Below are 20,627 nucleotides of genomic sequence, written 5' to 3' on the forward strand. Positions count from 1 at the left end.
TCCGGCAAAAAGGCGGCTAAATGCCGCCTTTTCCCTAAAGTGATTAAAATAAAATACTTATCGCCTGAAAACCAAAATACATGCCGAACGCTATTAAAGATAGACCTGAAAGTATCGAAATTACCACGAGAAGCCTTGAGGTTAAAAAGTTTCGAAAACTGCTGGCCACACTCGCCATCATGATGTCCCAAATCAACAGCCCAATAAAAATGGCGCTGCTGTACAATATAAGCCGCCCTGCATCATAAGAAGCGGCCGTTTTCGCAAGAACAGAGCCGTATATTCCTAGCCAAAAAAGGATGGTTAAAGGATTGGAAATCGACATAAAGAACCCCGTCAAAAATGATTTTAACAGCGGTTCCTTTCCCCGATAGTGCTTCAAATGAATTTTCCCAGCATTGAGGATTGTTTCCACCCCCGTATAAATGAGCACAAAAAAGCCAAACAGCCAAAGAAATGTCTGCATAAACTCAGTATCGAGGAACTTTACAACTCCTATGTAAACGACCAGCATATACACGCCATCGGCAACGACCGCACCTACTCCAATCAGCCATGAGTGCATAAAGCCACTCCGGATTCCCCTGTCAATTTGCGCTGCATTGATTGGACCAATGGGAGCAGCCAGCGATAACCCAAGTAAAATATAACTCAAAAATACATTCATTTGCTCTTCTCCCCCCAAAAAAGCCTGTCTATCCATATGTATTCATAGGAGGGAGGTTGTACGACAAAAAAGAAGAGGGTAGGCCCTCCTCTTATTTTAGGTTTACAGGATATAGTTCTTCATCATTGGTGGTGTTCAGTAAATGACGCCGAGGAATCGGCAGATTTAACGTATCAATATCAACAATGTATTTAGGGCGCTGCTTTGTTTCCTTATATATTTTTCCGATATATTCCCCGATTAGACCAATCGCAATTAACTGCAGTCCGCCGATTAACCAGATGGAGGTAATCAGAGAGGTCCAGCCTGTTTCGGTATTGCCTAAAAATTTTAGCGTCAAGAAATAGCCGCCAAAGAATAAACTCATCAAAAAAGAAACAAAGCCAATTACCAGCACAAAACGGATCGGCGAAACAGAAAAGGAGGTAATCCCATCAAAGGCAAATGCCAGCATTTTTTTTAACGGATATTTAGTCTCTCCTGCCTGTCTTTCGAGCCTGTCATAATACACCACATCCGTGCGAAACCCGAGAAGCGGTACGATTCCTCTCAGGAATAAATTCACCTCTTTAAAACGCTCCAATTCATGTAGGGCCCGTTTACTCATCAGCCTGAAATCAGCATGGTTGTATACAAGGTCAACACCTAATTTCCTCATCATTTTATAAAAGCCTTGGGCCGTGCTTCGCTTAAAAAAGGTGTCCGTTTCCCGGCCTTTTCGTACACCGTAAACAATTTCGCTGCCTTCATTAAATTTAATAACAAATTCGCGGATGGCCTGAATATCATCTTGAAGGTCCGCATCAATCGAAATGACGCAATCAGAAAAATCTTTGGCCGCATGGAGTCCAGCCACAAGTGCGTTTTGGTGACCGACATTGCGGGCCAATTTTAAGCCGCGGACATACTTATTTCGCAGCCCCTCTTTATAAATCAGTTCCCATGTTCGATCCTTACTTCCGTCATCTACAAACAAAAGCTTGCTTTGCTTTGAAACAAGCGAATCGGCAATCAGCTCCTCAAGCTGCTGCTGAAGCTTCACCATCGTTTCTGGCAAAACCTCCTCCTCGTTATAGCACGGTACAACAATAGTAAGGATTGGTTCCATCATCTGCTAATACCCCCGATGTTAAAATGTCTTATACAAGTAAATTTTCCAGGCAGACGTTTTGGTGACAAACACCTTTTCAAGTGTCAGCTTATTTTTAGCAGCGTTATCGATCGGGATAGCCGAAAAAATATAACGCCCGCCCATTTCCTTAAAAACAGCCGTGTTTAATTCCAAATTTTTCAGATGCCTCTTCGAATCTTTTTTTATCATATATCTCTTTCCAAGCTGTGCCGTATAAATATAGCAGCGCCCGCCCCATTGGTCGAAATACTTTTGAATGGTTTTATTTTTAGCCAATTCCTTTTCAATTATTTTCCTAAATTGATGTTTGTAGCTTAATGGATAAAAATTATTATAGGTATCAAGTGTGTAAAACCCATTAAACTGGGCGATTGCCGGATGGATGCCAATACTTGCGACTCGATACTCCTCCTGAGGCAGCGCAATATAATCTTTAATTTCCGTAAATAAATCTTCGGCATAAAACTGTTTCACTGTCGGTTTATCGCGGTAAATGATTTCATCATTGAAAAATCCCAGCACCAGAAGCTGCATGACCGCCAAACACTGGGCTGTTTTCGCCCAATTGATTCCTTGCATGGTGATGATTTTTAGAGCTAACGCAAAGCTTGCATAGATCACCATCGGCCGTAAAAAATGATAACGGGCAAAATTAAAGGTATCCATAAAGTGGAATTTTTCCGTCAAAGGCAGCCAGCCTTCATAAAACCAGAACGCATACCATAACGACAATAGGAAATTTAGGGCAAATAGAAAAACAAAGATTCTTTCCTGCCTCCACAGCTTTTTTGAAACAATAAAATAAAAGGCGATAAAAGTAGCGGGCAGGATGATTAAAGTATGCACGGTCATTACATGGGTGTGTCCCAGTAGATAATTTTTAAAGGTGAGCCGGACAGCACGCCAAAAGGGAAGGTGCGCATGGAAATATTCGTCGCGGCTGTTCGGTTCGCCTTTAAATAAAAAAGAATAGACTAAACGATACTCAACGATTGCAAACACAAATGTCATATAAACAATCGCAAACAAGAAGGGAAGGTTCCAGTCCTTTTTACGAAGACAATCTACCAGCCAAAAAACTCCCATCGCACTTAAGAAAAAGAAAAAACCCAAAACGATGCTGGCGTAAAAAGGCAGGAAGGTTAACACCGCATAATCCTTTAAAGAACCTTTACCGCTGCGGATATTTAAAAACGCCCACAGAGCAAGCGGCATCCCTAATGTACTCAACATCCCAGATGGCCAAAACGGCGTCAGGGCAAAGGCCAGGGCCGCGGCAATGTTTAATGAAAGCCAGCGCCCATCAGGAAGAAAATGATTTTTTAACAGCAAATACATCCCTAAAAATGCAGTAACTCTCGTTAATGCCTGACTCAACGCATAGGCCGTCATCGTTGGCAGCAAAGAATGAAGCCAAACAATGACACTGTACTCCGTTCCAAAGGCATTCCTTGAAAGGAGCCCATTAATAATTTGCGGAACTGCCCCCTCAACACCGCCAAATATTTCGCCGCTCCTTGCCAAGACCTTATACCAGGCGATGTTAGAGTCCAAATTATCGTGAACCCGAATATGAGCATTTTCCTGAAGGATAAATAACGGAGAAAGATAGACTGCTAAAACAAGCAAGGCAAAGATGATATATCTTCGCTCTTTTTTTGTTTCCATCATCACTTTTTGCACCTCAAAAACATGATTGTAAATAGTTCCATATTCCCTTTTAAACTTTGCATTTCGGCTGGAAATTATTCCATAAAAAAAACCTTCCGTCAATTGGAAGGATTAGATTGTCTGGTAAGAGTATTTTTTTTCGGCAATTTTTTACTTCTCAGAATCTAAACATCAATATCTATTTTTTGTCCCTGCTAGTGGGCCTGTTGATTTCCGCTCCGGGCATTCGCTTTCCGCGGGGAGGCTCCCCGGCACGCCCGCGGAAAGCGAAGCGCCTGTAGCGCAAATCAACAGACCTGTTTCATAGCCTTTATATTAAAAATATGATAATAAATTAAAGCAGCGGTGAATCATTAAAGAAAAAGAATAAAAAAGGCTATCGAAGGTTTTCCGACAGCCAGAGCCTTCCGTCAAATGGAAGGTTTTTTCGTGTATTAATGTTTTACAGTTTTCCGGTCATATGTATTTAAAAGTTGGTCCAGCTGCTGACTGCATTGGACTACATTAGGATTGGAGTACCCATAAAGATGAGCTAATTCAATCATTTCCTGCCTCGTTTTTTCAATAATGGATAACAAAGAATTCTCGCTCGTCATCATGCTCCAACCCTCAATTTCATAATATAACAATAGTATTAAACATAATTTACAAGTTTTCCTAGATATATACAAGTACCTTAATGCCAAAAAGATAGTTCATTTTGTGAAGATTTTGTGAACATGAATTCTTGGTGTTAAGGAGAGAGGCAGTCTTCACCTCCTCCTCTCCCTATTAAGCAAAGCCTAATCTGTTAACAATACGGATTCCAGTTCCGCTACAAGTGATTGCCCTGCGTTCAAGGCATGATCTGAAAGACTGGCATCTTTGTCGGTTGGCTCTTGGAACTGATTAAAGGAACCGGAAAAGTTACCGGAAGTTCCTTGCACATCAACCCCTGCTTCATATTGATGAGCAAGCAGAAACGGTCTGCCAAGTTCGACCGTGCAGCCATTTTTGTCAAGGCTGCCATCAATCGCTGTAAAAGGCAGCCTTAAAAATTGATAGCCATCTTGATCATCTATTTTGTAATCAAAGGAACCATGGTCATAGTCCCAATTCCCACCAATCGAATAGCCGATGGGTTTTAACTTTTGCTCAAGCTTATACAAATCAAACTGTTTTCCTTCAACTTTAGACGGCAATTCCTTCATAACATATCACCCCTTTTAAGCATTAAGGTTAGTATTCCCGTTTGAAGAAATTTCAGTAAATGAAAACTCGCCGATTGGCAAGTCCGATAGGACGGTTCATGAGGCGTAGTTGAATTTATGCGTTAAGGAATATTAAAATTTGGAAAAATTTTATTATTCCTTATTAGCTAAAAAAGAGTGCTGTAGATTAAATCAGCACTCCAAATAATCATTATTTCAAACGCTTTTCCAGTTCCGCCTTTTTCTCCTCAAAACCAGGCTTGCCTAAAAGAGCAAACATATTCACTTTATAGGCTTCCACACCAGGCTGATCAAATGGGTTGACGCCAAGCAGGTAACCGCTCATGGCACATGCCTTTTCAAAGAAATAGACAAGATAGCCAAATGTATACTCATCCATTGCCGGGATCGATACAATTAAATTCGGAACGCCTCCATCGGTATGGGCAAGCATTGTTCCTTCAAATGCCTTGTTATTAACGAAATCCACAGTTTGACCTGCTAAATAATTAAGTCCATCAAGGTCGTTATCAAATTTCTCAATAGTCATCTCGTGACGTGGATTTTCTACCTTGATGATGGTTTCAAATAGGTCACGGCGCCCTTCCTGCACATATTGACCAAGTGAATGAAGATCCGTTGAAAAATTAGCCGATGAAGGATAGATGCCCTTTTGGTCTTTTCCTTCACTTTCTCCGAACAGCTGCTTCCACCATTCTGAGAAATATTGCAGCCCTGGCTCATAATTTATCAGCATTTCAATGGTTTTACCTTTATTATAGAGAACGTTTCTGACGGCAGCATATTGATAAGCCTGGTTGTCCTCAAGCTCTGAATGGCTATAGTCCTCTTGAGCTTTCGCAGCCCCATCCATCATTTTCACAATATCCGCTCCGCTCGCAGCGATTGGCAGCAAGCCGACAGCTGTTAACACGGAATAGCGGCCACCGACATCATCAGGAATGACAAAGGTTTCATAGCCTTCTTCATTCGAAAGTGTTTTCAAAGCTCCTCTCGCTTTATCGGTTGTCGCATAAATTCGCTTGCGGGCTTCATCCACACCGTATTTTTCTTCGAGTAGTTTACGGAAAATACGGAAAGCAATCGCCGGTTCTGTGGTTGTTCCGGATTTGGAAATCACGTTAATCGAGAAATCCTTATTTTCAAGAAGGTCCATAATATCCCGCATATAAGAAGAGCTGATATTATTACCCGTAAAAATAATTTGCGGGGTCTTTCGCTTGTCTTTTGGCAGGGCATTGTAAAAGCTGTGCTGAAGCATTTCAACTGCAGCTCTTGCTCCTAAATAAGAGCCGCCAATCCCGATAACAAGCAGAACATCGGAATCTGTCTTGATTTTTTCAGCTGCTTTTTGGATCCGGGCAAATTCCTCTTTGTCATAATTAGTTGGCAGGTCAATCCACCCTAAAAAGTCACTGCCAGCTCCGGTTTTTTCATGCAGGGAATGGTGGGCAACTTTAACAGCATCCCTTAAGTATGTAAGTTCATGTTCTCCAAAGAAGGAGAGAGCTTTTGAGTAATCAAAACGAACATGTGTCATGCATGATCCTCCATTATTTTATATTTCATAAATCACTTTATCGAATAAGGGGTGGATTAGCAAGGAAAGCCCCCTGTTGTAAGCGTACCCAATTTTGATGATTTTTTTACAAAATTGGACATTTTTCGTCTTTTGCTTTTATTTTTGCGTTTTGCCCGCAGAAAAAGGCCCGGGCAGTATGCCCGAGCCACTCTTCTTATAATGCTGCACGATAAATCGCCAAGCAATCTTCTCTATTCAATTTGGTAAAGCTGCCAAATTCCCCGTTGGCCATCGCACGGTCTGCCATCAGGTCAAGCTTACTTTCATCGATGTCATAATCAGCTAAACGAGCAGGGGCACCGATGCTGTTCCAGTACTCCCGCAGCTTACGAATACCTTCAAGGCCTGCTTCCTCAGCGCTTTTTCCTTCAGAATTAACGCCAAGAACCCGTTCGGCAAGCTGCTTGAAACGCTCAGGCTTGACTTTAAGATTGTGCTCCATCCAATGAGGGAAAAGAATCGCAAGGCCGCCGCCATGCGGAATGTCATAAACTGCCGACACTGCGTGCTCTAAATTATGGGTTGCCCAATCGCCGCGGTAGCCCATATTTAAAATACCGTTTAAAGCCATGGTGCCGCAATAAAGAATGGTTGCCCGGTGATCATAATTCTCAAGGTCTTCCAGCAATTTTGGTGCTGTTTCCATAACTGTAATTAACAGAGATTCGCACATGCGGTCCTGAAAATCCGTTTCCTCAGTAAGATGGAAATAATGTTCAAGAACGTGGGACATCATGTCGACAATCCCATATATGGTTTGATTTTTTGGAACGGAATAAGTATGAACTGGATCAAGAATAGAGAATTTCGGAAATGTTACTGCACTTCCCCAGCCGTATTTTTCATTTGTTTCCCAATTTGTGATGACGGAACCCGCATTCATTTCCGAACCGGTTGCGGCCAGTGTCAGGACGGTACCGAACGGAAGCGCTTCCTTAGCAAATGCCTTTTTAATGACTATATCCCAGGCATCGCCGTCATATTTCGCTCCGGCAGCGATTAATTTGCTGCAATCAATTACACTTCCGCCGCCTACGGCCAAAATGAAGTCTATTCCTTCTGTTTTGCAGATTTCTACCCCTTTTCGGGCCGTTGTTATACGTGGGTTGGGTTCTACTCCAGGAAGTTCAAATACCTCTGCCCCAATCTCATTTAGAATTGTCACGACCTTGTCATAGAGACCAGTACGCTTGATGCTTCCGCCCCCATAAACTAGCAGGACCTTTTTTCCATAGCGCGGAACTTCTACTTTTAGTTGTTGAAGCTGATCTTTTCCAAAAATTAATTTGGTTGGATTTTGAAAAATAAAATTATCCATTTTTTTGAACACTCCCTTCCATTCTTTATTATTAAGGATATTAAGTTTTTTTGCAAAGTTGGCGACCTGCATAACCATGGGGACAAAGGAATGCCCGCCTGCAGGCGGGCATTCCTATTTTCATTTAAACCCATCCTCTATAAATAGATGCCTCGGCCATTTTTTGGATTCCCGTCATATAGGCAGCCAAACGCATATTAATATTTCGACTTTGCGACAAGTTATAGACCGTGGTAAAGGATTGGACAATTCTTTCTCGCAGTTTATCCAGGATTTCTTCTCTGCCCCAATAGTATCCTTGTTTATTTTGAACCCATTCAAAATAAGATACAATTACACCCCCGGCCCCAGTTAAAACATCGGGCACCAGAAAAATGCCACGCTCAGTAAGGATTCTGGTTGCCTTAATGGTCGTTGGCCCGTTGGCCACTTCAGCCACAAGCCTTGCTTTTATGGCATGTGCATTTTCTGCCGTAATTTGATTGGAGACAGCAGCAGGAATCAATATATCACAGTCCTGCTCCAGTAGTTCTTCATTTGTAATGGCACCGTCAAAAAGAGTTGATATCGTCCCAAAGCTGTCACGCCGTTTAAGAAGGTACTCTATATTTAAGCCGTCCGGGTCATATAGGGCACCATATACATCCGAAATTCCGATAATATCTGCTCCTGCTTCATGCAGAAACTTGGCAATAAAGCCTCCGGCATTGCCGAACCCTTGAATGATGACCCGGGCTCCCTTAAGTCTTATCCCCTGTTTTTCGGCTGCTTCTTCAATGCAGATTGCTGCCCCCAATGCTCCGGCTATATCACGGCCTTCTGAACCCCCGAGCACGAGCGGCTTTCCAGTAATGAATGCAGCTGAACCATACTGTTTAAGCTTGCTATATTCATCAAGCATCCATGCCATAATCTGGGCATTCGTGTAAATATCCGGTGCCGGAATATCTTTTGTCGGCCCGACTATTTGGCTGATTGCCCGTACATAACCGCGGCTTAACCGTTCAAGTTCTCCCATTGACATGGTTCTTGGATTACAAAGGACTCCCCCTTTTCCTCCTCCGAAAGGGAGACCGGCAATCCCGCATTTTAAACTCATCCAAATTGCCAATGCCTTTATATCATCTTCACAAACGCGGGGATGAAATCGGATTCCCCCGATTGTTGGCCCAAGGGCATCATTATGCTGGGCCCGGAAGCCTGTAAAAATTTGTGTCGATCCATCATCCATCCTCACTGGAATTCTCACAATGAGCGACTTCATTGGCTCAGACAGCAAATCAAACATCTCCGGTTTAAACCCAAGTTTATCTAATACTTCGCGAAAGACCATTTGTGTAGATGTAAGCAGGCTTAATGTCTCTTTTTCCTTTCCATCTCCAACCGTATTCCCCATCACTGCACCCCTACTATATCAAAAAATCCCCATACGTTTAGCAGGGCTAAGGCCCCGCTGCTTTCATGAATGAAAGTCGTTATCCTAATATCTTTTGAATTCGTTCAATTGCCCAGTCGAGTTCTTCTTTTGTAATGACCAGCGGTGGAGCATAGCGAATGACGTTGTCATGGGTTTCTTTACACAAAAGACCCTCATCTTTTAATTGCTCGCAATATTTTCTAGCAGGTTCAGAGAGTTCCATACCAATAAACAGGCCTCGCCCGCGAATTTCTTTTATTTTTGGATTCTGGATTTCCCTTAGTTTCTTAACGAAATATTTTCCCAATTCCAATGACCTTTCCGCAAGTTTTTCTTCTTGAAGAACGTCGAGTGCTGCGATTGATACTGCGCATGCCATCGGATTTCCGCCAAAAGTGGACCCGTGTGAGCCCGGATTGAAGACTCCTAAAATCTCGTTATTGGCCACAACGCAGGAGATTGGGAATACGCCCCCGCCAAGTGCTTTTCCGAGGATATACATATCCGGTTCAATGCCTTCCCATTCACAGGCGAACATCTTTCCTGTCCGTGCCAGGCCTGCTTGAATTTCGTCGGCAATGAACAGAACATTATTTTCCTTACAAAGGTCATATGCTGCCTTGATATATCCTTCAGGCGGGATAATAATTCCCGCTTCACCTTGAATTGGTTCAATTAAGAAAGCCGCAGTGTTAGGTGTAATCGCCGACTTTAAAGACTCAATATCGCCGTATGGAACTAGTTTAATCCCTGGAAGCATCGGGCCAAAACCACGTTTGTATTCGTCGTCAGAAGACAAAGAAACTGCAAGCATCGTTCTGCCATGGAAGTTTCCGACGCAGCCGATGATTTCAGCTTGGTTATCAGGAATCTTTTTGACATCATAGCCCCAGCGCCTTGCTGCTTTCACAGCAGTTTCCACAGCTTCAGCACCTGTATTCATTGGGAGAGCCATTTCTTTGTTTGTCATTTTACAAATTTTTTCGTACCAAGGTCCAAGCTGATCGTTATGGAAAGCACGGGAAGTCAGCGTTACCCTATCGGCCTGTTCCTTTAACGCTTGAATAATTTTGGGGTGGCGGTGGCCTTGATTGACCGCTGAATAGGCGCTTAGCATATCCATATATTTATTGCCTTCCGGGTCTTCCACCCAAACTCCTTCGGCCTTATGAATCACGATTGGCAGGGGATGATAATTATGAGCGCCATACTTCTCGGTTTTTTCAATAATTTCTTGCGAATTTATATTTGCAGGCATTTATGAATCCTCCGTTTTCAGGCAATTTAGTTAGATACATCTTTATTGTAGCCCAGCATGATAAAAGAATGAATTTGTTCACAAAAATTTTTATATTCTTCTTTAAAAGAATCAATAGCGACGGTTAACAGAAAAAATAAAGCCTAGACCCTTTATATGCTGAGTCTAGGCTTTAAAAATACTATTTTTTAATTTCTTCTCGTGAAGATTGGTCAATCCATTCCTGAAGCTTTTCTTTTAATGTATTGAATCCTTGCTGTCCATCGCCTTCTTGGATAATGGCAGCAGCCTGGCGCTTACGCGGCTTTTTAGGGCGTGCCGCTTGTTGAACTGGTGCTTCTTCTGTAGCTTTGATGGAAAGGCCAATTTTTCCAGCCCCTTCATCTACCGACAAAACTTTAACCTTTATTTCGTCGCCTACTTTTAAATGGTCGTTTATATCCTTCACATATCCGTGCGTGATTTCAGAAATATGAACAAGACCCTGTGTATTTCCGTCCAAAGCAACAAATGCTCCATATGGTTGAATACCTGTTACTTTACCTGTTATAATACTACCGGTTTCAATTTTTCCTGACATGAAAACACTCCTAAGTAAATAAATTATATATCCCTTTTATACGCATTATAAAATTATATCACATCAGTTAGTCATAATCAAAAACTATTTTCCAAAAAATAAACAAATTCTTCAATATTTTCAAATTGTCAGAATATCGTAACATTATTTTGCAATGAGATTAAAAAAAAGGATTGTTACCATGATATAATAATAGACAGCAAACTATCCAAAAATAGGGGTGAACAGTATGAATTCAATCGGTCATATTATTAAAGAGGCCCGTGAAAGACGCCACATGACCCAGGAGGAACTTGCACAAAAGGTTAGAGTAGGGACTCAAACGATTGAGAATTATGAGTCAGGGGAACAAATGCCAAGCTCTCAAACGATTTTAAAACTATCTACTGTTCTCGATATTCCGGCCGCGGAGCTTTTAAAAAACCATAAAGAACCATCTGTGAATGATTGATAAAAAAAAGCGGAAATATCCGCTTTTTTTATTTATCAATGTATATAAAGGGGAAAATGTGGAAATTATGATAACATAAGCTTTCTAGTATTCCCCCCCTTTTTGAGCGGACCGCCTAACAGTTGGTCCGCTTTTTTTGTTAGATCGAACATGAATCATTGGATTTAATGGTTAAAAGTTCTTCCGCCATTTTCAAGCAGTTCTCCAACGGAATGATTCTCTCAAAAGAAAATTCATAAATGCTTTGGATTTTCCTTGCCAGCTTGGCAGGTTCATCTAATTCATGGACAGCCTGAATCACATCCGCAATCTCTGTTTCATAACTGGCGTTTGTCAACTGAAATGGGTTCCATTCATTCAATAAATCAACGATCTTCAAATTTGTTTGAATCTCTTTTCTCATCTTAAAAATCTCCTATTACTTTTCCATTTTGCTTAAAATATTTTATCATAAGAGATAGGTACTATAAAAATATTTCGGGTGGTGGGACAAAGATGTCAATATTTAATGAAAGAATTAACCGGAGGAATACCTCCTCAGTTAAATGGGAGGCAACAAAGCAGCTTTTTGGAGAAGAGGACCTGTGGCCGATGTGGGTTGCAGATATGGATTTCAAGCCGCCACAGGCTGTCATCACGGCAATAAAGGAGCGGGTGGAGCACGGTATTTTCGGCTATACATTTGTACCTCCCTCCACATCTCAAGCGATAGCAGAATGGCTTTTGAAAAGGCATCAGTGGAGTATTGAGCCGAATTGGCTTCTGTATTGCGGCGGCGTAGTACAGGCAATCAGCACGGCGATTCAAACGTTTACCGAAGAGGGCGATCAGGTACTGCTCCAATCACCAGTGTATACACCTTTTTTCGATATGATCGAAAAAAACAACCGAAAGATTATCAATGCACCGCTTATTCTTGATGAAGATAGGTACAGGATTGACTTTACCGCTTTTGAAAATGCTTTAAAGCGAGGCTGCAAGCTCTTTTTGCTGTGCAGTCCGCATAACCCTGGAGGAAGAGTTTGGACCAAGGAAGAGCTTGAGAAAATGGCTAAACTCTGTTTAAAGTATAACTGTCTTATTCTTTCTGATGAAATACATTCCGATCTCGTCTATAAAAAGCATAAGCATATACCGATTGCGTCACTGAATGAGGAAATAGCTGAAAAGGTGATTACTTTTATTGCCCCCAGCAAAACCTTCAATCTTGCCGGTCTGCACGCTTCCGCTGTTGTAATCAAAAATGAGACCTTGCGTACTCAATTCCAGGAAACAATGAGGAGGCAGGGGTCCTTTTCACTGAATACTTTTGGCATTACCGGGATGGAAGCTGCCTATCGTGAAGGCGAGGCTTGGCTCGAAGATTTGCTTGATTATCTTCAGAGTAATAAAGATTTCGCAATTTCCTATCTTAAGAAGCATCTGCCTGAAATTACTTGCATCGACTCGGAAGGAACCTATCTGCTTTGGCTGGATTGCCGAAAGCTTGGACTTAGCGATAAGGAACTTAGGCAGCGCCTCCTCCAAAAAGGAAAACTGGCGCTCGAGCCCGGCCCAAAATACGGGCCAGGCGGCGAAGGCTTCGTCCGCATGAACATCGCCTGCCCAATGGATGATTTAATCGAAGGATTGAAGCGGCTGAAAAAAGCATTTGAATAAATGAAAACTCGCCGACTATAGCTAAATAAAAGAAATCCTGGCCCCACACGTAATTCAGCAGGGACAGGATTTTTTTATTTTAGTACATATTCAGCCAATACGCTTTGCAGTTCATAGATATTTAAATTTTTGTTAAATTGTTTTTGCAAGGGCAGGGCGCTGCCAGAAACCCAAATTTTTAGTTCTGCATCCAAATCAAAATTCCCGGCCGTTTCAATGCTAAAATGAGTAATACTCTTATAAGGAATCGAATGATACTCGACTTTCTTTCCTGTTAAACCTTGCTTGTCCACTAAAATCAAGCGCTTGTTTGTAAAGAGGAACAAGTCGCGAATCAGCTTATACGCCTTCTCAATTTGTTCATTCGGCGCCAGCACCTTTGCAAATTCCTTTTGAATTTCTGCAACATTTACTTCCGAAGCGTTACCCATTAAGCCATCCAAAAATCCCATCAATAATCCCCCATTCTTCCAACTTATCTCATTTAAGTATACAAGAAAACTCACAGAGATACTGTGAGTTTTTCTAGATTTCCAGCCAGTCGGTATGGAAGGTTCCTTCCTTATCGACTCGCTGATAAGTATGGGCTCCAAAATAATCCCTTTGCGCCTGCAGCAGGTTGGCAGGCAATACCGCTGAACGGTAGCTATCATAGTAGGCAACGGCACTTGACAATCCTGGAACTGGAATTCCAATCTTTACGGCAGTTGCCACCACTTCCCTAGCAGACTCTTGATAATCAGCGGTAATCGACTGAAAATAAGAATCCAACAATAAATTTTCCAAATGCGGATCGCGGTCATAAGCATCCATGATATTTTGCAGAAATGCCGCTCGAATAATGCAGCCTCCCCGGAAAATCTTTGCAATTTCACCTGGCTTCAGGTCCCATTTATACTCCTTGGAGGCCGATTGATATTGACTGAATCCTTGTGCGTAGGAAATGATTTTACTAAAATATAAAGTTTTTCTGATGTGCTCAATAAAATCCTGCTTGTTTCCAACAAACTTATTCTCGCGCGGCCCACTTAAAATTTTGCTGGCTTTCATACGTTCATCCTTCATAGCTGAGATAAACCGCGCAAAGACCGATTCAGTAATCGTTGATAACGGCACACCTAATTCAAGCGCACTTTGACTGGTCCATTTTCCCGTTCCCTTTTGTCCGGCCGTATCAAGAATGACGTCAACTAAGGGCTTGCCGGTGTCAGGGTCGATTTTTGTAAAAATATCCGCAGTAATTTCGATAAGGTAGCTGTCTAGCTCTCCTTGGTTCCATTCATGAAAAACTTCATGAAGTTCTTTTGCGGACAAGCCCAGCATTGATTTCATAAGATGGTAAGTTTCACAAATAAGCTGGATATCCCCATACTCGATGCCATTGTGTACCATTTTGACAAAGTGTCCCGCTCCATCTGGTCCTATGTATGTACAGCACGGCTCACCATCTACCTGTGCCGAAATTGCTGTAAGCAGCGGCCCTACGTGCTCGTATGCTTCTTTTTGACCGCTCGGCATGATGGAAGGACCCGTTAATGCCCCTTCTTCTCCTCCAGAAACTCCGGCACCAATGAAAAGAATCCCTTTGTCCGCAAGCGCCGCATTCCTGCGAATCGTATCCTGATAATAGCTGTTCCCACCATCAATAAGGATATCCCCTTGCTCCAAATGTGGAACGAGTGATTCAATTGCCTTATCCGTAATCACACCGGCATTCACCATCAACAAAATCTTCCGAGGTGTTTCCAACGATTGGATAAATTCCCCGATGTTTGTGGTTCCGGTAATGTTTTTATCTTTATGCTGCTCTAATATTTCGTTTACTTTCTCGGCAGATAGGTCGTAGATAGACACGGAGAAACCCTTGCTTTCAAAATTCAATGCCAAACTTCTCCCCATCACTCCGACTCCTACAACGCCCACTTGTTGTTTTGCCAATCTAAATCATCCCTTCAAGATGCTTAAAAAATATTTCACCATTTTTTATTATAAACGAAAAAATATTTCAAACAACTCTAATACACTAATTTAGAAAATTCAATTTTAGTATTCACTGAGAAGGGATGTTCATCCAAATTTTTTAATTTATGTGGATGCCACTTTTAGTGAATCTAGTATATGCTGCAAAAGCACTTCGCTTGAAACTTGAGGGGCACCGCCGCCTTGGGCGAAGGAGTCATTGCCCCCGCCTTTGCCGTTCATGAGTTCCAGTCCGCTTTGAATCAACTTATTCATCTTTTCGGTTCGGGACGCCCCCCTAGCACATACTAGCTGGAGCCGGTCTTCATTTTCTGCTGCCAGCACAACCACCGTTGCATCATTTTCGCCAGTCACAAGCCTTGCCAGCTTTTGCAGTTCCTGAATCGAACGGTTTTGGAATACTTCACCAATAACACCAGCGGATGAGGTCTTGCCCAGAAGCTCTTTAGCTTCATATTTTAGTAGGAGCCCTTGCTGCTGCTCCAGTTCCTTCTCCATTGCCTTCCTGTCTTCCAGTAGCCGAATGGCAGCTTGTTCCATCTCTGGTTCTGGTGTATTAAGAAGGTTTGTTAAGCTCAGCAACACCTTTTGTTTCTGAGAAAACTGCTTCAGGACACGTTCACCACAGACAAATTGAAGGCGGACCTTTTTCTTCTGTCTTTCCCAATCTAAAATCTTAATTGCCCTTACCTCACCTGTTCCTTTCGGATGCGTCCCGCCGCAGCCGTTATAATCAAAATCCGGAATGATAACGAGGCGGATATCTTCCTTAACCTTCGTCTCTTTTCGTAAAGGGTATTGAGATAATTCCTTCTCGGTCACCCATTTTGTTTCAACCGGTCTATTTTCTAAAATAATTTGATTGGCCAATTCCTCGGCTTTTTCTGCTTCTAATTCGGTTAAATGGTCCGTATCCAAGTCAATCGTGAGGGTTTCATTACCTAGGTGAAAACCAACAGTTTTATACTCAAATAAATGCTCAAACGCCGCGGACAATATATGTTGGCCGGCATGCTGCTGCATATGGTCAAACCGCCGCTCCCAATCAATCTTCCCGCTTACTTCTATTTTATCCAAGGGTAATGGGACCTCAAGGCAATGGCGAATTTCACCATCGACTTCCTCCACATTGACCACTTTGACTCCTTCTATCAAGCCTGTATCAAAAGGCTGTCCGCCGCCGGTCGGGTAAAAAGCAGTCTGTGATAACACAACGAACCAATTGCCTGAAGAATCCTGTTCATGCTTTACAACTTCCGCTGTAAAGGATTTTATGTACGAGTCAGTATAGTACAATTTATTTTTCATCATAAATCTCGCCTCCGAAGAATTTCACTATACTCATTGTGGAAAAAAATGATAAATTAATCAAGCCAGAGAAAAACCTGCTCCATAAAGGAACAGGCAAAAATGATTAAGTTCGTATTAATTTCATTGAGGGATTATTTTTTTTCTTTTCTCGTGCCAGTAGGAGTAGTCATCTGTGGAAAACCGCCCATTTGCGGGAATCCTTGTTGTGGAAAACCCCCCATTTGTGGGAACCCTTGCTGTGGAAAACCGCCCATTTGTGGGAACCCTTGCTGTGGAAAACCGCCCATTTGTGGATAGCCGTGGTAACCGCCCATCATATGCGGGTAGTATTGCTGTGGAACGCCGCCCATTTGCGGGAATCCTTGCTGTGGAAAACCGCCCATTTGTGGAAATCCTGTCATTTGCGGAGACCCCATTGGTCCAAACTGACCTGGAAATCCACCCATTTGTCTCTTGCTCATCCTTATCCCTCCTAAACTATTTCATGGTAGTGTATGTACAAATAGTGGGATAAGCATAGATAGATACCTATTCTCATAAAAAAAGGCTGTTCCCCCTTTAAGCAAACAGCCTAACCTTTTCAGCCTGTTTTCCAAAGAAAAGTTTTTCAACTATTTTTTTTCATCCTGAGCTTTCTTTTGGCCCGGTTTCTGTTTATCATTGGAAATCTCCCCACAGGAGACTCTTTTTCCAGAATTGCCTGCCGGCTGCGTCATACCATCATCTTTTTTCTGGGTTACGACAATGGAGGTACCTTCCTTTGTGAACAAGGATTTCTTCCCATCCTTTAGCGTCGCATTCTGGGCCATCAGGTCTACTTTCGCAGATCCGTCATCCTCAACAATTAAATTCGGCAAATCGCCGGCATGGGCACCTTTGGGATGAAGGAGGCCATGTTCTTTGCTTTCCGGGTTAAAATGGTTCCCTGCCGATTTAAAATCGGGTGCTTTGCATGTGCCTTTTTCATGGATATGAATAGCATGTACACCCGGCGTCAGGCCCTTTAGGCTTCCAGTCAATTTCACCCCGCTTGACTGCTCAGCCAATTCAAGCGTTCCAAGCGAGTCTCCTGAAGCATTATACATTTCCACATTCACTTTTGTAATCGTCTTTTCCATACATCCCGACAGAAACAGGAGCGGAATAAACAGGCAAAGTTTTTTCATATTTATGGATCCCCCCCACAATAGACAATTTGCGATTAGTATGAACAATCGAATATTGTCCTATTCCCGCTGTGCCAAAAAGAAAAAGAACGGCCTATTTTAGCTGTTCTTTTGTGAAGTGTTATTTTGTTCAAGCTGTTTCTCTAATTCTTTTGCCTTCAGCGCTTCCCGCTTTGAAATCTTTATGATAAAGCGAAACGTAAGTATGGCTGCCACAAAGAAAATCGCAAAGCTGATGACAGCTGGGATATATTCTGATTTATCTTCCGGGAAGTATAAAAACAAGGATAGAATAAATGGCTGAAACATATTAATCTCCCTTTCTACAGAGACCTGTCTAAAGCCTAATTATACAATAAATGATGTTTCAGACCAATTTTTTATTCTCCTATTTTAGAATCTTAACATGCTTAATCACAACATCTGTTTCCGGCTTGTCCTTTGCATCAACCTTTGAATCGGAAATTTTGTCAACGATATCCATTCCCTCGACCACTTGTCCAAAAACAGTGTGCTTAAAGTCGAGCCATGGAGTCCCGCCATTCTCTGCATATGCCTCAATTATTTCTTTCGGATAACCGGCCTTTTCCATTTGTGACTTCATCGATGGATCAAGCTTAGTGCTTTGAACGATAAAAAACTGGCTTCCGTTCGTATTGGCACCTGCGTTTGCCATTGACAACGCCCCGCGCAAGTTAAACAGGTTTTTCGAGAACTCATCCTCAAACGGCTTACCCCAAATACTTTGGCCGCCTGTCCCATTCCCGTTCGGGTCTCCGCCTTGAATCATGAAGTCCTTAATGACCCTATGAAAAATCAGGCCGTCATAATAACCAGCCTCGCTATGTTTTACAAAATTTTCGACTGCTTTTGGAGCGTACTCCGGAAATAATTTGATTTTGATATTCCCCATTGAAGTTTCCATTTCCACGAGCCGTTCATTCTCAGCTACTTCTGTTGTAAGCTGTGGATAAACTGTATTTCCCACTTGCTGCTCTCCTTTCTTCTGTTCAGTTTTTGGCGCGGCAGTGTCCGATTTACTTTCTTCCGTCTTACTGCTTGTCCCACATGCGGCCAATAGAACAACCATGATTAAAAATAAAATAAAGATATGTACATTCCTTCTCATATTAGCTTTCCTCCATTCTCTCGCTTTAAACGAGATTAAATTTTTTGCATCATGTTTTTAATTTATTATTTTTCATAATAAAATGGAAGAAGCAAAAGAATGAATTTAGAGTTAGGAGTGTTTTATTGTGTCAGAATTAGAACTAGGAACGATTGTAACGGGGATTTATAAGACTGGAAAATATATCGGGGAAATCACGGATGTAAGACCACAAGCCTATTTGGTAAGGGTTTTGGCGGTTGCCAAGCACCCGATGCAGGGGGATTTACATAATCCTAAGGATGCTGATGTTATGATATTTCATGAAAGACGGGCCCTGGCACATCGGGAACAGGCGAATATTCTGAAACAAATGGTCAAACCATTCGAAGGAGACGTACCTGAATATTTATCATCACTGAAGGAAGCATGTGGAAAAATGAGAAACGAACTAGAGGAGATGCAAACCAAATGGGCCGAAATGAGCCTGAACATGTTGGATTCCCTTGAAAAGGATTATTTTAAGTAATAGTAAAGGCCAAATCCATTAAGGTGATTTGGCCTTTTATGCGAATTCATTTAAGAACTTTGAAAAATCAATACGATCACCAATGGTCGTTGGTTTTGGCTTCTCTAAATAACGTTTATCCTTTTCTACCAACTTGAATATATTATAGGTAGTCAACGCATCATCCAGGGCCCGGTGGTGCCTGCCTGTCCCTTCCTTCCCATATTCCTGGACCGCTTTCCAAAGACCGGTTTGATTTTGATCACCGAAGAATCGTTTATACTCCATCGATAAATCTAATTCTGCGGCATGGAATGGAAACACAACGCCTGCCGCTAAACAATTCTGGCGAAGTACCTTCATATCCATATTTCCCCATGTAACAATGGTGGTATCCAATTTATTTTTATTAAACTCCTCGAGCTTTCGGATAAACTCATAAAAGGATAACCCCGTGTCCACTTGCTGCTGCGTAATATGTAAGAAGGACTTGCAGCGTTCGGTTAATCTTGGAAATTTAAGCGGTGTAACAAAAGAGGAAAACTGCTCGGTAATATGATCGTCCACTACCGCAACAATTCCGACCTCAATAATTTCCGCAAAAAAGTCCTTCACTCGAACATTCCGTTCAGGCATTGTAAATTCAAAATCAATAAACAAATGCTGCCGCGCTGCCTTCATCACTTTCACCCACCTTTCCATTTAAGTCGTCTTATTACATTATATAACGATACCTGTACAAAAAATTGTGCTCATTTCTTACATTATAGCATGAATTTGAAGTAAATTTTTTAAATTTTTGTACAATATGGTAAAAAAGGACGGGAATTATCCCCCATCCCCACTTATGACTATTTCTTTTTAATGACAGCCATCGTGCACCTTGATACGCAAATAAGGCGGTCCTGTTCATCAGTAAGTTTAATATCCCAAACCTGTGTCGTTCTCCCTTGGTGCAGGACAGTTCCGACAGCCGTAACCACTCCCTCATGTTTGGAGCGGACATGATTGGCATTAATTTCAAGTCCAGCGACAACCTCTGTCTCATGGTCAACTAACTCATAGGCACCCACACTTGCCACCGTTTCCGCCAAGGCAACTGATGCTCCGCCGTGCAAAATTCCAAATGGCTGGCGGGTGCGTTCATCAACCGGCATAGTGGCAATAACTTTTCCCTTTTCAAGGTGGGTGACTTCAATTCCAAGTGCTTGTAATAATGTATTTTCTATCATGTATTTTCCCTCCGATATGTATTTGGTCCACATTAACCTATTCTCGTTTTTCGAACAATTTCCTTTATATTTTTTTAAAAGAAAAAACAGCCCGCGCAGAGCTGCTTTTTCAAATATTAATAATAAGGTGCACCAAAACCAGGGTAGCCAATGCCAGGGTAGCCAATGCCCGGATAGCCAATGCCAGGGTAGCCAAAACCACCATAGAACGGCGGTCTAACAGCCCAAGAAGCCCCTAATCCACCGCCAATCAAACCTCCTAAAAAACTAAGCCCGCCAATAGCCAACGGCAAGCCCCATCCCCATCCTCCAATAAACCTTTGATCCTGGACCGGGTATGGATTTCGATAATATGGGTACATGAAGGCCTTTCCTC

The 20,627-nt window shown here is 42.2% G+C and carries 24 protein-coding genes; 3 read left to right on the top strand and 21 right to left on the bottom strand.

The annotated features are described in order from the left end of the window. Positions 1-43: 43 nt before the first annotated feature. The 10 genes from ACZ5B7_RS25165 to yugI all read right to left on the bottom strand — a co-directional run bounded on the left by ACZ5B7_RS25165 (position 44) and on the right by yugI (position 10,836). Positions 44-667, bottom strand: coding sequence for a LysE family transporter (locus ACZ5B7_RS25165; RefSeq protein ID WP_213144376.1), 624 nt, complete (start codon positions 665-667; stop codon positions 44-46). 91 nt (positions 668-758) lie between these two features. Continuing rightward, positions 759-1,778: a glycosyltransferase family 2 protein gene (locus ACZ5B7_RS25170; RefSeq protein ID WP_464491376.1), complete on the bottom strand. Its 1,020-nt coding sequence runs from the start codon at positions 1,776-1,778 to the stop codon at positions 759-761. Between the two features lie 18 nt (positions 1,779-1,796). Next, positions 1,797-3,470, bottom strand: coding sequence for a DUF6044 family protein (locus tag ACZ5B7_RS25175; RefSeq protein ID WP_464491377.1), 1,674 nt, complete (start codon positions 3,468-3,470; stop codon positions 1,797-1,799). Positions 3,471-3,904: 434 nt separating this feature from the next. Further along, on the bottom strand, positions 3,905-4,069 hold the full coding sequence (locus ACZ5B7_RS25180; protein ID WP_464491378.1) for a Spo0E family sporulation regulatory protein-aspartic acid phosphatase: 165 nt from the start codon (positions 4,067-4,069) through the stop codon (positions 3,905-3,907). 183 nt (positions 4,070-4,252) lie between these two features. Further along, the gene (locus tag ACZ5B7_RS25185; protein ID WP_464491379.1) at positions 4,253-4,660 is read right to left on the bottom strand and encodes a YugN-like family protein; all 408 of its coding nucleotides are present in this window, start codon (positions 4,658-4,660) and stop codon (positions 4,253-4,255) included. 211 nt (positions 4,661-4,871) lie between these two features. Then, the gene (locus ACZ5B7_RS25190) at positions 4,872-6,221 is read right to left on the bottom strand and encodes a glucose-6-phosphate isomerase (RefSeq protein ID WP_464491380.1); all 1,350 of its coding nucleotides are present in this window, start codon (positions 6,219-6,221) and stop codon (positions 4,872-4,874) included. A gap of 196 nt (positions 6,222-6,417) precedes the next feature. Then, positions 6,418-7,581 (bottom strand): iron-containing alcohol dehydrogenase, encoded by a 1,164-nt coding sequence (locus ACZ5B7_RS25195; protein WP_464491381.1) that lies wholly within the window; start codon positions 7,579-7,581, stop codon positions 6,418-6,420. A gap of 124 nt (positions 7,582-7,705) precedes the next feature. Beyond that, positions 7,706-8,977 (bottom strand): Glu/Leu/Phe/Val family dehydrogenase, encoded by a 1,272-nt coding sequence (locus ACZ5B7_RS25200; protein ID WP_464491382.1) that lies wholly within the window; start codon positions 8,975-8,977, stop codon positions 7,706-7,708. Positions 8,978-9,056: 79 nt separating this feature from the next. Beyond that, entirely contained in the window at positions 9,057-10,256 is a 1,200-nt protein-coding gene (locus ACZ5B7_RS25205; RefSeq protein WP_464491383.1) for an ornithine--oxo-acid transaminase, read from the bottom strand. A gap of 181 nt (positions 10,257-10,437) precedes the next feature. Beyond that, positions 10,438-10,836, bottom strand: a complete 399-nt coding sequence (gene yugI, locus ACZ5B7_RS25210; protein WP_423799452.1) for a S1 domain-containing post-transcriptional regulator GSP13 — start codon at positions 10,834-10,836, stop codon at positions 10,438-10,440. Between the two features lie 229 nt (positions 10,837-11,065). On the opposite strand from yugI, the gene ACZ5B7_RS25215 reads away from it, so the two are divergent. Beyond that, positions 11,066-11,287: a helix-turn-helix domain-containing protein gene (locus ACZ5B7_RS25215; RefSeq protein WP_423799453.1), complete on the top strand. Its 222-nt coding sequence runs from the start codon at positions 11,066-11,068 to the stop codon at positions 11,285-11,287. Between the two features lie 139 nt (positions 11,288-11,426). Here the strand turns inward: ACZ5B7_RS25215 and ACZ5B7_RS25220 are convergent, their stop codons facing one another. Next, positions 11,427-11,690, bottom strand: a complete 264-nt coding sequence (locus ACZ5B7_RS25220; protein WP_464491384.1) for a DUF1871 family protein — start codon at positions 11,688-11,690, stop codon at positions 11,427-11,429. 92 nt (positions 11,691-11,782) lie between these two features. On the opposite strand from ACZ5B7_RS25220, the gene ACZ5B7_RS25225 reads away from it, so the two are divergent. After that, positions 11,783-12,946 carry a MalY/PatB family protein gene (locus tag ACZ5B7_RS25225; RefSeq protein ID WP_464491385.1) on the top strand — a complete coding sequence of 388 codons (1,164 nt, stop codon included), beginning with the start codon at positions 11,783-11,785 and terminating at the stop codon, positions 12,944-12,946. Positions 12,947-13,020: 74 nt separating this feature from the next. Here the strand turns inward: ACZ5B7_RS25225 and ACZ5B7_RS25230 are convergent, their stop codons facing one another. The 7 genes from ACZ5B7_RS25230 to ACZ5B7_RS25260 all read right to left on the bottom strand — a co-directional run bounded on the left by ACZ5B7_RS25230 (position 13,021) and on the right by ACZ5B7_RS25260 (position 18,532). Then, positions 13,021-13,398, bottom strand: a complete 378-nt coding sequence (locus ACZ5B7_RS25230) for a PH domain-containing protein (protein WP_423799456.1) — start codon at positions 13,396-13,398, stop codon at positions 13,021-13,023. A gap of 73 nt (positions 13,399-13,471) precedes the next feature. Next, complete coding sequence (gndA, locus tag ACZ5B7_RS25235) at positions 13,472-14,884, bottom strand: NADP-dependent phosphogluconate dehydrogenase (RefSeq protein WP_464491386.1); 1,413 nt, start codon at positions 14,882-14,884, stop codon at positions 13,472-13,474. 147 nt (positions 14,885-15,031) lie between these two features. Next, positions 15,032-16,234, bottom strand: coding sequence for an alanyl-tRNA editing protein (locus ACZ5B7_RS25240; protein ID WP_464494567.1), 1,203 nt, complete (start codon positions 16,232-16,234; stop codon positions 15,032-15,034). 134 nt (positions 16,235-16,368) lie between these two features. Further along, the gene (locus ACZ5B7_RS25245) at positions 16,369-16,698 is read right to left on the bottom strand and encodes a hypothetical protein (RefSeq protein ID WP_464491387.1); all 330 of its coding nucleotides are present in this window, start codon (positions 16,696-16,698) and stop codon (positions 16,369-16,371) included. Positions 16,699-16,848: 150 nt separating this feature from the next. Beyond that, on the bottom strand, positions 16,849-17,403 hold the full coding sequence (locus ACZ5B7_RS25250; protein ID WP_464491388.1) for a superoxide dismutase family protein: 555 nt from the start codon (positions 17,401-17,403) through the stop codon (positions 16,849-16,851). 99 nt (positions 17,404-17,502) lie between these two features. After that, positions 17,503-17,712 (bottom strand): hypothetical protein, encoded by a 210-nt coding sequence (locus tag ACZ5B7_RS25255; protein WP_217032069.1) that lies wholly within the window; start codon positions 17,710-17,712, stop codon positions 17,503-17,505. Positions 17,713-17,791: 79 nt separating this feature from the next. Then, positions 17,792-18,532: a peptidylprolyl isomerase gene (locus tag ACZ5B7_RS25260; protein WP_423799460.1), complete on the bottom strand. Its 741-nt coding sequence runs from the start codon at positions 18,530-18,532 to the stop codon at positions 17,792-17,794. A gap of 127 nt (positions 18,533-18,659) precedes the next feature. On the opposite strand from ACZ5B7_RS25260, the gene kapB reads away from it, so the two are divergent. Beyond that, positions 18,660-19,040: a kinase-associated lipoprotein KapB gene (gene kapB, locus ACZ5B7_RS25265; protein ID WP_464491389.1), complete on the top strand. Its 381-nt coding sequence runs from the start codon at positions 18,660-18,662 to the stop codon at positions 19,038-19,040. A 36-nt stretch (positions 19,041-19,076) separates the two neighbouring features. Here kapB and kapD read toward each other — a convergent pair whose 3' ends face one another. From kapD to ACZ5B7_RS25280, 3 genes are all read right to left on the bottom strand, one after another. Next, positions 19,077-19,700, bottom strand: coding sequence for a 3'-5' exonuclease KapD (kapD, locus tag ACZ5B7_RS25270; RefSeq protein WP_464494568.1), 624 nt, complete (start codon positions 19,698-19,700; stop codon positions 19,077-19,079). A gap of 170 nt (positions 19,701-19,870) precedes the next feature. Further along, positions 19,871-20,251, bottom strand: coding sequence for a hotdog fold thioesterase (locus ACZ5B7_RS25275; RefSeq protein WP_464491390.1), 381 nt, complete (start codon positions 20,249-20,251; stop codon positions 19,871-19,873). A 116-nt stretch (positions 20,252-20,367) separates the two neighbouring features. Next, positions 20,368-20,613 carry a hypothetical protein gene (locus tag ACZ5B7_RS25280; RefSeq protein ID WP_464491391.1) on the bottom strand — a complete coding sequence of 82 codons (246 nt, stop codon included), beginning with the start codon at positions 20,611-20,613 and terminating at the stop codon, positions 20,368-20,370. Between the last annotated feature and the right edge of the window lie 14 nt (positions 20,614-20,627).

The organism is Neobacillus sp. S1115, from assembly GCF_055385565.1.